Consider the following 14,400-nt stretch of genomic DNA (forward strand, 5'->3'; position numbering starts at 1 on the left):
CATGGAGCACCAGACCGAGGCGATCGCCTTCGAGACGCAGGGGCGCACGATCCGGGGTGATCTCCGCCTCCCGGGGGACGGCGGGGCGTCCAAGTCGGGAGCTGCCGTGGTGCTCGTCACCCCTGGGAGCAGCCGGAAGGGGCAGGTCGGCCGCAACTACGCCCGCCGACTCGCGGACCTCGGATTCATCACGCTCACATTCGATCCCTCGTTCCAAGGGCGGAGCGACGGAGAGCCGCGCGACCTCGAGGACCCGTCCGCGCGGGTGGAGGACGTCCGTTCGGCGGTGGACTTCCTCGCCGTGCGCCCCGAGGTCGACATGGACCGACTCGGGGTCCTCGGTGTCTGCGCGGGCGGAGGTTTCGCGGTCGCCACCGCGAAGATCGAACACCGCTTCGCCGCGATCGGCGTCGTCGTCCCGGTGAACCAAGGCCGACAGCGACGACAGGGCGGCGGCCGCGACCCCGAGGGGGCCGTGCGAGCACTCCGAGCTGTCGGCGCGCAACGCACCGCAGAGGCACGCGGCGACGCGATCCGCCGCGACCCCTGGATCCCGGACACCCCGGCGGATGCCGTTGCCGTCGGGGTCACGGACCCGGAGACCCTGCAGGCGGTGGACTACTACGGCACGCCCCGCGGCTACGACCCGGACCGCAGCAACCGGATGGTGTTCGTGAGCACCGCCCTCCAGATTGGGTTCGACGCCTTCCATCTCGTCGAGGAGCTGCTCGTCCAACCGCTGCTGGTCGTCGTCGGTGGGCGACGCGGCTCGACCGGGCAGTACGACGACGGGCTACTGCTCTGGGAGCGCGCCCGCACGAAGGAGCCCCTCGTGGTGATCGAAAGTGCTGGGCACTACGACCTCTACGACAAGCCCGAGTACGTCGACCCGGCCGTCGGCCACCTCGCTGACTTCTACACGCGGCGACTCGTACCCACACCGTCCTCGTGACGCACACGATCGGACAGGTGAGTGCGGCGACTGGCCTCACCCCTTCCACACTCCGCTACTACGAGGACGAAGGACTGTTCATCCGCCCGGTCGGGCGCGACGGCGCAGGACGGCGGATCTACTCCGACTCGGACATCGCGTGGCTTCGCACCTGCATTGCCCTTCGGAACACCGGTATGGACATCGACGACCTGCGCCGCTACGTCACGCTCGCGCGACGAGGCCCGGACACTGTCACAGAGCGCGTCGACTTCCTCCGCGCGCACGCCGACCGGGTCCGCACACGAATCCGGTCCCTCACCGAGAATCTCACCCTCATCGAGGAGAAGGTCGACGCGTACGCACGCCGGGTCTCCACCGAGACTCCCGCGCGCGCCGACGCTTCCTGGGAGACCGAGCGGACACATCACCGCACGGCGACTCGCACGGGCGAGACGAAAGAGCCACCAGCGCCGCGTCCGTAGCCGGCACTGCATCCGGACAGGGCGCCGGAGACACCCAGCGTCGGGGGGGGGGGCCCAGAGCCGCGGCGCAGTGCCGGAGCGCTGCGACCGTCACGTCGAGCTTGGTTTCGTGTCCGATAGCCGATCGCTTAACGGACGCCGGACTCGCTCACCGGGTAGGTGAGGTCAGTAGAGCAGCGACCGATTCGAGCGCGCCGGGGACGAGCGAGAAGTAGGCCCAGGTGCCGCGCTTCTCGCGGTGCAGGATGCCGGCGTCGACGAGCACCTTGAGGTGGTGCGAGACGGTGGGCTGGGACAGGCCGAGCGGTTCTTGCAGGTCGCAGACGCACGCTTCCGCACCCTCGTGCGCGGCGACCATCGAGATCAACCGCAAGCGCGCCGGGTCGGCGATCGCCTTCAACGACTTCGCGAGGACTTCCGCGGACTCCTGCGTCATCGCCTCGGTCGTGACGGGCGAACAGCATGCGGTGACGTCCTGAATGGGGAGCAGCTCGATCGTCGTCATCGCACCATCATCCCACGCTCTTCGATATACGTCTATATTTGCGAACATCGATATCGACGTGCTTCGATGTTCCTGCTCGCCTTCCGTCCGATCTGTAGAGGACCAACTTCGATGACTCACCTGGTTGCCGTTGGGGGCAGTGACGCCGGCATCGCCGCGGCGCTGCGCGCCCGTGAGCTGGACCCGACCACCGACGTGACGGTGGTCCTCGCGGACGAGTTCCCGAACTTCTCCATCTGCGGCATCCCGTACTGGGTCTCCGGCGACGTCGCCACGGAAGCGTCCCTCGCGCACCGCACCCGCGCCGACCTCGAAGCCGCCGGCATGACGGTCCGCTCCTCGACGTGGGCCTCCGCCGTCGACGTCGACCGCCAGCTGCTGTCCGTCACCGGACCGGCTGGTGAGGAGCAGATCGCCTACGACGAACTGCTGATCGGGACCGGCGCCGAGCCGGTCCGCCCGGCCCGGATCCCCTTCGGAGAGCCCGGCATCCACCTGCTGCACTCGATGACCGACGCCGAGCAGGTCGTCGCCGCCCTGGAGCTCCTGCCTGCCGGTAGCCGTGTCGCGGTCGTCGGCGCCGGCTACATCGGCCTCGAGATGACCGAAGGCCTTGTCGCCCGCGGGTTCGACACGACGCTGATTCAGCGCGGCCCGGAAGTGCTCTCCACCCTCGACCCGGAACTCGGGTCCCTGGTCACCGCGGAGGTCCGCCGGCACGGCGCAAGCGTGCTGACCGGAGCGACCGTCACCGGAATCACCCCCGCGGGCGGCGGGCAGTGGAGCGTCGCGACCAGCTCCACATCTGGTGACGCCGCCGGAACGTTCGCGCTCGTCGTGGTCTGTGTCGGGGTGCGGCCGGTGACGGACCTCGCGGCCGCGGCCGGCGCGCAGCTCGGGCAGGCCGGCGCGATCGTCGTCGACGAGCAGATGCGCACCGGGGTACCGCACGTGTGGGCAGCGGGCGACTGCGTCGTGACACACCACCGCCTCCTCGGCACGACCTGGCTGCCGCTCGGGACAACCGCGCACAAGCAGGGCCGCGTCGCCGGGGAGAACATGCTCGGCGGCAGCAGGGTCTTCGCCGGTTCCGTCGGGACGCAGGTGGTGAAGGTGTTCGACCTCGTCGCCGCCCGCACCGGCCTCCGCCACCACGAAACCGCCCCGCTGGACGTGTCCCCGCTGACCCGGGTGACGGTCGCGGACGACCACAAGCGGTACTACCCGGGTGCGGTGCCGCTGACGATCAGCGTCACCGGCGATCACACGTCCGGACGGCTCCTCGGGGCGCAGATCGTCGGGGAACGGTCCGCGGAGATCAGCAAGCGCATCGACACCTTCGCCACCGCCCTCCACGCGGGATTCACCGTCGACGACGTGATCGACTTGGACCTCTCCTACACGCCGCCGTTCGGGTCCCCGTGGGATGCCGTGCAGGTCGCTGCGCAGGGCTGGGAACGCGCCGCGGCGGCCGCGAACCCAGCCAAGGTGGGCGGCTGATGGTGCTGGCAATTCTTTCTGCGGTGATCTTCGTCGCGACGCTCGTGGTGGTGATCTGGCAGCCCAAGGGCTTCCCGATCGGCTACACCGCGCTCATCGGCGCGGTCATCGCCCTCGCGACCACGGTCGTGGGGCTGGGTGACGTGCCGACGGTAGTTGGGATCGTGTGGAACGCGACGCTGACGTTCGTCGCGGTGGTGCTGATCTCGTTGATCCTCGACGAGGCCGGGTTCTTCGAGTGGGCCGCGCTCCACGTGGCCAGGTGGGGTCGCGGGAACGGGCTGCTGCTGTTCGTGCTGATCGTCGGCCTCGGCGCGGTCATCGCGGCCGTGTTCGCCAACGACGGGGCCGCGCTGATCCTCACCCCGATCGTGGTCGGGATGCTCCGCGCGTTGAACATGCCGGCGAAGGCGGCGCTGGGGTTCATCCTCGCCACCGGGTTCATCGCCGACACCGGCAGCCTGCCGCTGGTGGTGTCGAACCTGGTCAACATCGTCTCCGCCGACTACTTCGGCCTCGGGTTCGCCGAGTACGCCGCCGTCATGGTGCCCGTCGGCATCGTGTCCGTGCTGGCGTCCCTCGGGATGCTGCTGGCGCACTTCGGCCGGTCGATCCCGAAGCGGTACGACGTCCTCGCGCTCACCCGGCCCGCCGCCGCGGTGAAAGACCGGGCGACGTTCCGCGCCGGCTGGGTGGTCCTCGCCGTGCTGCTGGTCGGCTACTTCGCCGCCGACCCGCTCGGAGTGCCCCTCGCCGCCGTCGCGGGTGTCGGCGCGGTAGTGATCGTCCTCGTCGCCGCCCGGCAACCCGCGTTCCTCTTCGCCCGCCAGACCGCGTCCCCGGTCCTCGTCACCACCGCAAGCACCGCCACCATCACCACCGGCAGTGGTGGGAGCAGTGGTAGGTCGGGGCGGGTGATTCCGGTGTGGAAGACGATCCGAGAGGCACCGTGGCAGATCGTGCTGTTCTCGATCGGCATGTACCTCGTCGTGTACGGGCTGCAAAACCAGGGCCTCACCGACTACCTCGCACGCCTGTTCGACGTGTTCGGTGACCACGGGGTCCTCGTCACCGCGCTCGGGGTCGGGTTCGTGATCGCGATCCTCGCGTCGCTGATGAACAACATGCCAACCGTCCTCATCGCCGCCCTCGCGATCGGCGGCGCCGGCGCGACCGGCCTGACCCACGAGGTGATGATCTACGCCAACGTCATCGGCTCCGACCTCGGCCCGAAGATCACCCCGATCGGGTCGCTGGCAACGCTGCTGTGGCTGCACGTGCTCGACCGGAAGGGCATCCACATCGGCTGGGGACAGTACTTCCGCACCGGCATCGTCCTCACCGTCCCCGTCCTCGCCATCACACTCGCCGCCCTCGCCGGCTGGCTCACCCTCATCCGATGACCACCCGAACCGAAAGCACCACCATGACCGCGACCCCCACGATCCTGTTCGTCTGCGTCCACAACGCAGGCCGCTCCCAGATGGCCGCCGGCTACGCCCAGGCCCTCGGCGGCGACCGCGTCCAGGTCCTCTCCGCAGGCTCCGCCCCGAAGGACCAGATCAACCCGATCGCGATCCAGGCGATGGCGGAGGACGGCGTCGACATCGCCGGGAACCAGCCGAAGATCCTCACCACCGACGCCGTCCGCGAGTCCGACGCGGTCATCACGATGGGCTGCGGCGACGCGTGCCCGATCTTCCCCGGCAAGCGGTACGAGGACTGGGACCTCACCGACCCCGCCGGGAAGGGCATCGACGACGTCCGACCCATCCGCGACGAGATCAAGACCCGCGTGCAAGCGCTCCTGGCCGAGCTGCTGCCCACCGAAGCATCCGCCTAACCACCGGAAGGACCACAACCATGACCCTCACCCTCACCGTGCCGCCCCGGACCGACGCGGACCGCCTCACCGGGCTGCCCGTCGCCGTCATCGGCGCCGGCCCCGTCGGGCTCGCCGCCGCCGCGCACCTCCTCGAGCAGGGACTCCCCGTCGTCGTCTACGAAGCCGGCGACCAGGTCGGCACAAGTGTTCGCGCGTGGGGGCACACCAGGCTGTTCTCCCCGTGGCGGTACGTCATCGACGACGCCGCCCGCCGGCTCCTCGAACCCACCGGCTGGACCGAGCCCCGCCGGTCGTCGCTGCCGACCGGGCACGACCTCATCGCCCAGTACCTCGAACCGCTCGCCCAGACACCGGAGCTAGCCCCGGTGATCCGGTACGGCGTCCGCGTCGACGGCGTGTCCCGGCAGGGCATGGACCGCACCCGCTCCACCGGCCGAGCCGACACCCCGTTCCTCCTCCGCCTCCACACCACTGACGGCGTCGAGGACGTCACCGCCCGCGCCGTCATCGACACCTCCGGCACGTACACGTCGCCAAACCCGCTCACCGCCGCCGGCCTCGCACCCGCAGCGGACCTCGGGGACCGGGTGATGCACGCTCTCCCGGACGTGCTTGGTGCGGACCGGGCACGGTTCGCCGGGAAGCGGGTCCTCGTCGTCGGGGCCGGGCACTCTGCCGCGAACACGCTCATCAAGCTCGCCGCGCTCGCCAAGGACGAACCCGGCACGACGCTGCTGTGGGCGATCCGGAACGCCGGCACCGCCCGTCTCCGCGCGGATGCCGCCGACGGGCTCGCTGCCCGCGGGCAGCTCGGCTCGAACGTGCACGGCCTCGTCGAGTCCGGCCAGGTCGAGCAGCTCGCCTCGTTCGAGATCGACGACGTCCGTCCCGACGGTGACCAGGTTGCCGTTACCGGCCGCCGTGCCGGCGGGGCGTTCACGGTGACGGTTGATGTTGTGGTGAACGCGACGGGGTTCCGGCCCGACCTCGACATGCTCCGCGAGATCCGCCTGGGCCTCGACGACATCGTCGAAGCACCCCGGGCGCTCGCGCCGCTGATCGACCCGAACCTGCACTCCTGCGGCTCCGTCCCTCCGCACGGTGTCGCAGAGCTGGCGCACCCGGAGCCGAACTTCTTCATCGCCGGCATGAAGTCCTACGGCCGCGCCCCCACGTTCCTGCTCCTCACCGGCTACGAGCAGGTCCGCTCCATCGCCGCAGAACTCGCCGGTGACCACCATGCGGCTCGGCAGGTGGAACTGGTCCTGCCCGAGACCGGCGTCTGCTCCACTGGCGTCGGCGGCTCATCTTCATGCGACGTGCCCGCAACCACGACCGAGGCGTCCGAGGACTCGTCGTGCTGCGCCGCACCTGCACCGGCCGCGCCGCCCGCCAGCAGCTCCTGCTGCACGAACTGAACCGGACCCATGACCGACAAGCCCACCGTGCTGTTCATCTGCAAGCACAACGCCGGCCGCTCCCAACTCGGCGCCGCTCTCCTCGAACTCGCCGCCGACGACCGCTACACCGCAATCTCCGCAGGAATCGCACCCGCAGACGAGGTGAACCCGTCGATCGCCGCGACCGTTGCGGAACTCGGCCTCGACATCAGCGATCGCACCCCGCGGAAGGTCACGCCCGAACTGCTGGACGAAGCCGACGTGGTCGTGCTCATGAAGCAGGGACTCGACCTGCCCGCGACGCCCCGTGGGAAGGTGTTGCAGTGGTCGTTCCCGGACCCGGACTCCTGGTCCCCCGACGACGTCCGCCCCATGCGCGACGCCGTCACCGCCCGCATCCAAGACGAATTACTCCACCCTTGACCGACCCGAAGGTCACCGTGCGGCCGATGACCGCCGCCGACTGGCCCAGTGTCGAGGCGATCTACCGAGAGGGCATCGCCACCGGGAACGCCACGTTCGAGGCGGAACCGCCGACCTGGGAAGCGTTCGACGCCGGGAAGCTGACCGAGCATCGGTTCGTCGCAGCCGACGGTGACGAGGTCCTCGGCTGGGTGGCGGTCTCCCCGACCTCCACCCGGCCGGTGTACCGGGGCGTCGTCGAGCACTCCGTGTACGTCGCCGCCGCAGCGCGTGGTCGCGGTGTTGGACACCTGCTCCTCGACGCCCTGGTCGCGTCGACCGAGGCCGCCGGCATCTGGACCATCCAGTCCGGGATCTTCCCCGAGAACACCGCCTCCCGCGCCCTCCACGCCCAACACGGGTTCCGCGAACTCGGCACCCGCGAACGCATCGGCCTCATGACATTCGGGCCGTGGGCCGGGCAGTGGCGCGACAACGTCCTCGTCGAACGCCGAAGCACGCACGCCAGCTCCTGAGCAGGAGCGGCACGCCCCGATCCGCATGCTTGCAGGTATATTCCAAAACCCGCTATGCTATGGCACGCGTCATTAGTGCGCGCAAAAAGCCAGTCCATCGGACTGGCTTTCGTCATGTCCGGCCCGAACCGTAGGCTGGAACCGCTCGATACGACTCTGCCCTCAGCGCAGCACCCGAGCACCACGAACAGGCCGGACCCGTCAGGGCCGGCCTTTTCCATGCCCTCACGCCCGGAGCGCACACCAGACCGCTCGCTCCGGGGATAGGGCCTCTGCGCGCCCACCGGGCGCTCGCGTCGGCTGCCGACGCTCTAGACCCCCGCCCACGACGGGCGGGCTGGCCATACGGCCAAACCCGAAGGAGGCAACATGCCCATCACCGACACCACGGTGGACATGCTGACGGCCTTCGGCGGCACCATCGTGACCAGCGTCATCACGGTCGTCTTCGCCGTGCTCGGCTTCCTCGTGCGCAAGCAGGTTGTGGAGCTGATCAAGCACATCGTGGACGTCGTTGACGACCGCACGCTGGCCAAGGACCCTGAGCGGGCACGCATCGTCGCAGAACTGCGACGAGCCCGCCTCGGGAAGAAGTAGCCGCCGAAAAAACGCCAACCCTCATTCGGGAAGGAGAGCTCTACCTTGAGTTGTATCGATAGGGGTGCCCCATGTGAGATTGCAAGCACCAATGGCCCGTCTTCCTAGACAGATGGGCCGCGCGACGGGCTGCCTGGACTGCTACAGCCCGAGCAGGCGACACGCGCCGACCCGCCACTCGACGTCATCGAGGCTGTCGCACCGGAACCGGAGCCCCGACCGGAGCATGCACACCTGGCACTGCTCCGGTAGCGCCTCGACATCCGCGATGGGCTCTCGATCGTCCGCAGACCAGAGCCGGTACCCGTCCGCGACAGCCTCGAACTCGAACCAGTCGAGCAGGAACCGCTCCCCGAGCTGCACCAGGAGCCCAGCCGGTCAGCAGCAGTCGCACGCGTCGACGGTGCGCTCACCGGTCAGTGCCGACACGGGCTGCTTGCACGCGTCGCCGCGCCAGGCCTCCAAGCCCTCCCGGACCGCGAAGACCACCACGACCAGGCCCGCAACCGGGTCAGCCCAAGCCCACCCAAAGAGCGTGTTCAGCAGCAAGCCAATCAGGACCGCGGCGGACAGGTAGCTGCACACGAGGGTCTGCTTCGAGTCAGCGATCGCGGACGCGGAGCCAAGTTCCTTCCCGGTGCGCCTTTCCAGCAGGCTGAGGAACGGCATCACGGCGAGGCTCACCGCAGCGAGGACGATGCCAACGGTGCTGTGCTCGGGCTCGCGGAGTCCCGCGAAGGTGAGGCCGGCGTCGACGGTGACGTACAGCGCGAGACCGAAGAACGACACCGCGATGACCTTCAACGCGGTGCGCTCGCGCGCCTCCGGGTTGCGGCCGGAGAACTGCCACGCTACAGCCGCAGCAGAGAGCACTTCCACAATGGAGTCGAGACCGAACCCGATCAGCGCCGTGGAGGACGCCACCGTGCCGGCGGCGATCGCGATCATGGCTTCGATCACGTTGTAGGTGATCGTCGCGGCAACGATCCACCGCACCCGTCGCTGCAACACGCTCCGGCGCGCGGCCGACAGGGAAGCGGCGAGCTGCACGGTGGCGCTCATGCGCCGGCTCCGCAGCACAGCGGGATGTCGCAGCCTTCATCCGTGCACTCAGCACCGTCGTCGACGGCGAGAACGACGTCGACCAGGGCGTCCAACGCTCGGGTGAGGTGCGGGTCCGCGATCTCGTACCGGGTGCTTCGCCCCTCTGGGACGGCGACGACGATCCCGCAGCCGCGGAGACACGCAAGATGGTTCGACACGTTGGTGCGGGTCAGTTCCAACTCCTCCGCGAGACGGGCCGGGTACCCGGGCTCGTCCAGCAGCCGAAGCAAGATTCGGGCCCGGGTCGGATCGGCCAGGGCACGTCCGAGACGGGTCATCACGTCAAGCCGCGAAGCGATGGTCAGCATGCAGTGACTATACAGCGATCAGTGACCACTCAAGAAGACGGATAGGTCCCAACAGTGCTTGCGGGCACCCTGGAAGCCGTCCGATAGACGATCGCCCAGAGGTCACTTCCGCCGATTGCGGCGATCCCGGTAGAAGCCGATTGCTACGACGACCGGCAAGATGAGCAGGGCCCACCACCAACCCTCTGCCCCTGCTGCGAACATGAGCCGAAGCTACGCTTCATAGGCCCGACTATGTGTCCTATAGCCGGTCCCGCAACAGACCCCACCGGGCAGGCAGCTAACGAAGTGGACCGCGCGTCCCAGATAGCCCGTCCGAATCGAGTCGCGATGATGGGCCGCCATCCGGACACTCGCCGATGAGTTCGACAGAATGAGAAACGCCCCGCCGGCCGAAGCCAACGGGGCGCCCTCGTGGATCAGACCAGACTCAGAAGTCCCAGTCCTCGTCCTCCGTGTTCACGGCCTTCCCGATCACGTACGACGACCCCGACCCCGAGAAGAAGTCGTGGTTCTCGTCGGCGTTGGGCGACAGCGCCGAGAGGATCGCCGGGTTCACGTCCGTGATGTTCTTCGGGAACATCGGCTCGTAGCCCAGGTTCATGAGGGCCTTGTTGGCGTTGTAGTGCAGGAACTTCTTGACGTCCTCGGTCAGCCCGACCTGGTCGTAGAGGTCCTGCGTGTACTGCGCCTCGTTCTCGTACAGCTCGAACAGCAGCGAGAACGTGTAGTCCTTCAGCTCGTCGCGCTCCGCCTGGGTGGCCTGCTCGAGCCCCTTCTGGAACTTGTACCCGATGTAGTACCCGTGGACGGCTTCGTCGCGGATGATCAGGCGGATCAGGTCGGCGGTGTTGGTGAGCTTCGCACGCGAGGACCAGTGCATCGGCAGGTAGAAGCCCGAGTAGAACAGGAACGACTCGAGCAGCGTCGAGGCGACCTTGCGCTTCAGCGGGTTGTCGCCCTGGTAATAGTCCATCACGATGGACGCCTTCTTCTGCAGGTTCGGGTTCTCCTCGGACCAGCGGAAGGCCTCGTCGATCTCGGGCGTCGACGCGAGGGTCGAGAAGATCGACGAGTAGCTCTTGGCGTGCACCGACTCCATGAACGCGATGTTCGTGTAGACCGCTTCTTCGTGCGGGGTGATCGCGTCGGGGATCAGCGAAACGGCGCCGACGGTGCCCTGGATGGTGTCCAGGAGCGTCAGGCCGGTGAACACGCGCATGGTGAGGGTTTGCTCGGCCGGCGTCAGCGTGTTCCACGACTGGACGTCGTTCGACAGCGGCACCTTCTCGGGCAGCCAGAAGTTGTTGACGAGGCGGTTCCAGACCTCGACGTCCTTGTCGTCCTGGATACGGTTCCAGTTGATGGCCTGGACCCGATCGATGAGCTTGAGCTTCTCGACCAACGTGACTTCCTAAGAGTGAGATTGCGGCGGGCGTCGGATGGTGGGTGGGACCCGAGGTTCCTCGGGCCCCACCCCAGGTCTCGCTAGACCCACTGACGGATCGTGCGAGTGGGGTTGCGATCTGCGAAAGCAGCTGTCACGAACTCCCCAGTGGCGGCCGACCGGTACACCGGACGGTCGTTGCTGGTCCCGGCGCCCACTCGCTCAGTGGTCGTTGTCGTAGGCCGACGCACGGCCACGGAGGGCGAGACGAACTGCCCAGATCCAGCATCCCTGTTTACTTTTTGTGCCACGATGGGCTCCCTTTCGGGTAGCGCCTCGGCCGGGCCTCACGTTGTCCGTGAGCGCTGACCCGTGTAGCGTGGTGGATCCAAGTGCATTGGAGTCCCGCTTGCCGGGGCTATCGAGGCCGGCTCTTCCAGGAGTCGGCCTCGACTTTTTTGTGCCTGGAGGCACGGTGCGGGCTGGCACCGCGCCTCCAGGAAAAGGGCGGAAGCCTTAGAGCATACAGCTCACGCAGCCCTCGACCTCGGTGCCCTCGAGCGCCAGCTGGCGGAGACGGATGTAGTAGATCGTCTTGATGCCCTTGCGCCATGCGTAGATCTGCGCCTTGTTGATGTCACGCGTGGTGGCCGTGTCCTTGAAGAACAGCGTCAGGGACAGGCCCTGGTCCACGTGCTGCGTTGCCGCGGCGTACGTGTCGATGATCTTCTCGGCACCGATCTCGTACGCGTCCTGGTAGTAGTCCAGGTTGTCGTTCGTCATGAACGGCGCCGGGTAGTAGACGCGACCGAGCTTGCCTTCCTTGCGGATCTCGATCTTCGACGCGATCGGGTGGATCGACGACGTCGAGTGGTTGATGTACGAGATCGAACCGGTCGGCGGGACGGCCTGCAGGTTCTGGTTGTAGATGCCGTGCTCCTGGATGGACGCCTTCAGCGCCTTCCAGTCGTCCTGCGTGGGGATCGCGATACCGGCGCCAGCGAACAGCGACTCGACGCGCGAGGTCGCGGGTGCCCAGACGGCGTCGGTGTACTTGTCGAAGAACTCACCCGACGCGTACTTCGAGTCGCGGAAACCGTCGAAGGTCTCCCCCGTCTCGATCGCGATGTTGTTCGAGGCGCGCAGGGCGTGGAACAGCACCGTGTAGAAGTAGATGTTCGTGAAGTCGATGCCCTCTTCGGAGCCGTAGTACACGCGCTCACGAGCGAGGTAGCCGTGCAGGTTCATCTGGCCGAGGCCGATGGCGTGCGACTTGTCGTTGCCGTCCTCGACACTGCGCACCGAGTTGATGTGCGACATCTGCGAGACCGAGGTCAGGCCGCGGATGGCGGTCTCGATGGTCTTGCCGAAGTCCGGCGAGTCCATCGTCAGCGCGATGTTCAACGAGCCGAGGTTGCAGGAGATGTCCTTGCCGATCTCCTTGTAGGAGAGGTCCTCGTTGAAGGTCGTCGGCGTGTTGACCTGCAGGATCTCCGAGCAGAGGTTGGACATGTTGATCCGGCCCTTGATCGGATTGGCCTTGTTCACCGTGTCCTCGAACACGATGTACGGGTAGCCCGACTCGAACTGGATCTCCGCGATGGTCTGGAAGAAGTCGCGCGCCTTGATCTTCGTCTTCTTGATGCGCGAGTCGTCGACCATTTCGCGGTACTTCTCGGAGATCGGGACGTCACCGAACGGGACGCCGTAGACCTTCTCGACGTCGTACGGCGAGAAGAGGTACATGTCCTCGTTGTTCTTCGCGAGCTCGAACGTGATGTCCGGCACGACGACGCCGAGGGACAGCGTCTTGATGCGGATCTTCTCGTCGGCGTTCTCGCGCTTGGTGTCGAGGAACCGCATGATGTCCGGGTGGTGCGCCGAGAGGTACACGGCACCGGCACCCTGGCGGGCACCGAGCTGGTTGGCGTACGAGAAGGAGTCTTCCAGCAGCTTCATCACGGGGATGATGCCGGAGGACTGGTTCTCGATCTGCTTGATCGGGGCGCCGGCCTCACGGATGTTGGAGAGCAGCAGGGCCACGCCGCCGCCGCGCTTCGAGAGCTGCAGCGAGGAGTTGATGCCGCGCGAGATCGACTCCATGTTGTCCTCGATGCGGAGGAGGAAGCAGGAGACGAGCTCACCGCGCTGGGCCTTCGCGGTGTTGAGGAACGTCGGGGTCGCGGGCTGGAAGCGGCCGGCGATGATCTCCTCGACGAGGTCGATCGCGAGCTGCTCGTTGCCCTGTGCGAGGCCGAGGGCGGTCATCACGACGCGGTCCTCGAAGCGCTCGAGGTAGCGCTTGCCGTCGAACGTCTTGAGCGTGTAGCTCGTGTAGTACTTGAACGCACCGAGGAAGGTCTGGAACCGGAACTTCTTCGAGTAGGCCAGGTCGTTGAGCTTCTGGATGAAGTCCAGCGAGTACTGGTCGATCGTCGCCTGCTCGTAGTACTCGTTCTCGACCAGGTAGTCCAGCCGCTCCTTCAGGTTGTGGAAGAAGACGGTGTTCTGGTTGACGTGCTGCAGGAAGAACTGCTTGGCGGCTTCCCGGTCCTTGTCGAACTGGATGTTGCCGTCCGCGTCGTAGAGGTTGAGCATCGCGTTGAGGGAGTGGTAGTCCATCCCCGTCGTCGGCGACGTCAGATCGACGTCTGCAACTGCTGCGTCCAAAATGCATCCAATCCTGAGTTGACCGCCTGCACGTCGTCAGGCGTTCCGAAGAGTTCGAATCGATAGAGCACGGGGACGTGGCACTTCTGTGCGATGACGTCCCCTGCGAGGCCGTACGCCTCGCCGAAGTTCGTGTTGCCGCCGACGATGACTCCCCGGATCAGTGACCGGTTGCGTTCGTCGTTGAGGAACTTGATGACCTGCTTGGGGACCGCCCCGTCGCCGTTGCCGCCCCCGTAGGTGGGCAGCACGAGGACGTACGGTTCGTCCACGTGGAGGAACGGTTCGCTCGGGTAGAGCGGGATCCGGTCAGCATCGCGACCGAGCTTCTCGATGAAGCGTGCGGTGTACCCGGACACGCTCGAAAAGTAGACGAGTCGGCTCATGGTGCGCTCCTCTTGGAGAAGGTGCGTAACTGACGGACCGGAGGGTGTCTGCGGGTGGTGATCCGAGCCTCCTGAGCGGACTCGGATCGACCATCCGGCGGACTACGCCAGTTCGGCGCTGAGGGTCGCGATCTTGTCGGGGCGGAAGCCCGACCAGTGGTCGTCGTCGGTGACGACGACGGGGGCCTGCAGGTAGCCGAGGCTCTTGACGTGCTCGAGCGCTGCTTCGTCCGTCGAGACGTCGTGCACTTCGTACTGGATGCCCTTGTTGTCGAGGGCCCGGTACGTCGCGGTGCACTGGACGCAGGACGGCTTGGTGTAGACGGTGACGGCCATGATCTCC

17 protein-coding genes are annotated in these 14,400 nt (G+C 67.1%); 9 read left to right on the forward strand and 8 right to left on the reverse strand.

Annotation, left to right across the window (positions count from 1 at the left end):
- Position 1: 1 nt before the first annotated feature.
- Entirely contained in the window at positions 2-952 is a 951-nt protein-coding gene (locus ACO0E1_RS02170; RefSeq protein ID WP_422872677.1) for an alpha/beta hydrolase, read from the forward strand.
- A complete protein-coding gene (locus tag ACO0E1_RS02175) occupies positions 949-1,416 on the forward strand; it encodes a MerR family transcriptional regulator (protein ID WP_422872678.1) in 468 nt (155 codons plus the stop codon). The genes ACO0E1_RS02170 and ACO0E1_RS02175 overlap by 4 nt, the downstream gene beginning before the upstream one ends.
- A gap of 148 nt (positions 1,417-1,564) precedes the next feature.
- Here ACO0E1_RS02175 and ACO0E1_RS02180 read toward each other — a convergent pair whose 3' ends face one another.
- Positions 1,565-1,921, reverse strand: coding sequence for an ArsR/SmtB family transcription factor (locus ACO0E1_RS02180; protein WP_058724395.1), 357 nt, complete (start codon positions 1,919-1,921; stop codon positions 1,565-1,567).
- Positions 1,922-2,032: 111 nt separating this feature from the next.
- On the opposite strand from ACO0E1_RS02180, the gene ACO0E1_RS02185 reads away from it, so the two are divergent.
- From ACO0E1_RS02185 to ACO0E1_RS02215, 7 genes are all read left to right on the forward strand, one after another.
- Positions 2,033-3,421 (forward strand): FAD-dependent oxidoreductase, encoded by a 1,389-nt coding sequence (locus ACO0E1_RS02185; protein ID WP_422872679.1) that lies wholly within the window; start codon positions 2,033-2,035, stop codon positions 3,419-3,421.
- Complete coding sequence (locus tag ACO0E1_RS02190; RefSeq protein WP_422872680.1) at positions 3,421-4,824, forward strand: arsenic transporter; 1,404 nt, start codon at positions 3,421-3,423, stop codon at positions 4,822-4,824. The genes ACO0E1_RS02185 and ACO0E1_RS02190 overlap by 1 nt, the downstream gene beginning before the upstream one ends.
- Before the next feature lie 23 nt (positions 4,825-4,847).
- Positions 4,848-5,264, forward strand: coding sequence for an arsenate reductase ArsC (locus ACO0E1_RS02195; RefSeq protein WP_422872731.1), 417 nt, complete (start codon positions 4,848-4,850; stop codon positions 5,262-5,264).
- A 20-nt stretch (positions 5,265-5,284) separates the two neighbouring features.
- Complete coding sequence (locus tag ACO0E1_RS02200) at positions 5,285-6,685, forward strand: FAD-dependent oxidoreductase (protein ID WP_422872681.1); 1,401 nt, start codon at positions 5,285-5,287, stop codon at positions 6,683-6,685.
- 9 nt (positions 6,686-6,694) lie between these two features.
- Entirely contained in the window at positions 6,695-7,090 is a 396-nt protein-coding gene (locus ACO0E1_RS02205; RefSeq protein WP_422872682.1) for an arsenate-mycothiol transferase ArsC, read from the forward strand.
- Positions 7,087-7,605, forward strand: a complete 519-nt coding sequence (locus tag ACO0E1_RS02210) for a GNAT family N-acetyltransferase (protein ID WP_422872683.1) — start codon at positions 7,087-7,089, stop codon at positions 7,603-7,605. Before ACO0E1_RS02205 ends, ACO0E1_RS02210 begins: the two co-directional genes overlap by 4 nt.
- A gap of 369 nt (positions 7,606-7,974) precedes the next feature.
- Complete coding sequence (locus ACO0E1_RS02215) at positions 7,975-8,202, forward strand: hypothetical protein (protein ID WP_422872684.1); 228 nt, start codon at positions 7,975-7,977, stop codon at positions 8,200-8,202.
- A gap of 141 nt (positions 8,203-8,343) precedes the next feature.
- Here the strand turns inward: ACO0E1_RS02215 and ACO0E1_RS02220 are convergent, their stop codons facing one another.
- The 7 genes from ACO0E1_RS02220 to nrdH form a co-directional block, all read right to left on the reverse strand.
- Positions 8,344-8,565: a hypothetical protein gene (locus ACO0E1_RS02220; RefSeq protein WP_422872685.1), complete on the reverse strand. Its 222-nt coding sequence runs from the start codon at positions 8,563-8,565 to the stop codon at positions 8,344-8,346.
- A 15-nt stretch (positions 8,566-8,580) separates the two neighbouring features.
- Positions 8,581-9,264, reverse strand: coding sequence for a cation diffusion facilitator family transporter (locus tag ACO0E1_RS02225; protein ID WP_422872686.1), 684 nt, complete (start codon positions 9,262-9,264; stop codon positions 8,581-8,583).
- Positions 9,261-9,614, reverse strand: a complete 354-nt coding sequence (gene cmtR / locus ACO0E1_RS02230) for a Cd(II)/Pb(II)-sensing metalloregulatory transcriptional regulator CmtR (RefSeq protein WP_422872687.1) — start codon at positions 9,612-9,614, stop codon at positions 9,261-9,263. The genes ACO0E1_RS02225 and cmtR overlap by 4 nt, the downstream gene beginning before the upstream one ends.
- A 430-nt stretch (positions 9,615-10,044) precedes the next feature.
- Positions 10,045-11,019: a class 1b ribonucleoside-diphosphate reductase subunit beta gene (gene nrdF, locus ACO0E1_RS02235; RefSeq protein ID WP_402729933.1), complete on the reverse strand. Its 975-nt coding sequence runs from the start codon at positions 11,017-11,019 to the stop codon at positions 10,045-10,047.
- A gap of 498 nt (positions 11,020-11,517) precedes the next feature.
- Positions 11,518-13,623, reverse strand: coding sequence for a class 1b ribonucleoside-diphosphate reductase subunit alpha (gene nrdE, locus ACO0E1_RS02240; protein ID WP_420365475.1), 2,106 nt, complete (start codon positions 13,621-13,623; stop codon positions 11,518-11,520).
- Between the two features lie 17 nt (positions 13,624-13,640).
- On the reverse strand, positions 13,641-14,057 hold the full coding sequence (gene nrdI, locus ACO0E1_RS02245; RefSeq protein WP_281265712.1) for a class Ib ribonucleoside-diphosphate reductase assembly flavoprotein NrdI: 417 nt from the start codon (positions 14,055-14,057) through the stop codon (positions 13,641-13,643).
- A gap of 102 nt (positions 14,058-14,159) precedes the next feature.
- On the reverse strand, positions 14,160-14,393 hold the full coding sequence (gene nrdH / locus ACO0E1_RS02250; RefSeq protein ID WP_022904483.1) for a glutaredoxin-like protein NrdH: 234 nt from the start codon (positions 14,391-14,393) through the stop codon (positions 14,160-14,162).
- Positions 14,394-14,400 lie beyond the last annotated feature (7 nt).

This window comes from Curtobacterium guangdongense, from assembly GCF_049341845.1.
Lineage (GTDB): Bacteria > Actinomycetota > Actinomycetes > Actinomycetales > Microbacteriaceae > Curtobacterium > Curtobacterium guangdongense.

What these genes read in the sequence shown, in the direction of transcription:
- ACO0E1_RS02170 (WP_422872677.1), top strand. Translation starts at nt 2, where the DNA reads ATGGAGCACCAGACCGAGGCGATCGCCTTCGAGACGCAGGGGCGCACG.
- ACO0E1_RS02180 (WP_058724395.1), bottom strand. Translation starts at nt 1,921, where the DNA reads ATGACGACGATCGAGCTGCTCCCCATTCAGGACGTCACCGCATGCTGT.
- ACO0E1_RS02185 (WP_422872679.1), top strand. Translation starts at nt 2,033, where the DNA reads ATGACTCACCTGGTTGCCGTTGGGGGCAGTGACGCCGGCATCGCCGCG.
- ACO0E1_RS02190 (WP_422872680.1), top strand. Translation starts at nt 3,421, where the DNA reads ATGGTGCTGGCAATTCTTTCTGCGGTGATCTTCGTCGCGACGCTCGTG.
- ACO0E1_RS02195 (WP_422872731.1), top strand. Translation starts at nt 4,848, where the DNA reads ATGACCGCGACCCCCACGATCCTGTTCGTCTGCGTCCACAACGCAGGC.
- ACO0E1_RS02200 (WP_422872681.1), top strand. Translation starts at nt 5,285, where the DNA reads ATGACCCTCACCCTCACCGTGCCGCCCCGGACCGACGCGGACCGCCTC.
- ACO0E1_RS02205 (WP_422872682.1), top strand. Translation starts at nt 6,695, where the DNA reads ATGACCGACAAGCCCACCGTGCTGTTCATCTGCAAGCACAACGCCGGC.
- ACO0E1_RS02215 (WP_422872684.1), top strand. Translation starts at nt 7,975, where the DNA reads ATGCCCATCACCGACACCACGGTGGACATGCTGACGGCCTTCGGCGGC.
- ACO0E1_RS02225 (WP_422872686.1), bottom strand. Translation starts at nt 9,264, where the DNA reads ATGAGCGCCACCGTGCAGCTCGCCGCTTCCCTGTCGGCCGCGCGCCGG.
- cmtR (WP_422872687.1), bottom strand. Translation starts at nt 9,614, where the DNA reads ATGCTGACCATCGCTTCGCGGCTTGACGTGATGACCCGTCTCGGACGT.
- nrdE (WP_420365475.1), bottom strand. Translation starts at nt 13,623, where the DNA reads ATGGACTACCACTCCCTCAACGCGATGCTCAACCTCTACGACGCGGAC.
- nrdI (WP_281265712.1), bottom strand. Translation starts at nt 14,057, where the DNA reads ATGAGCCGACTCGTCTACTTTTCGAGCGTGTCCGGGTACACCGCACGC.
- nrdH (WP_022904483.1), bottom strand. Translation starts at nt 14,393, where the DNA reads ATGGCCGTCACCGTCTACACCAAGCCGTCCTGCGTCCAGTGCACCGCG.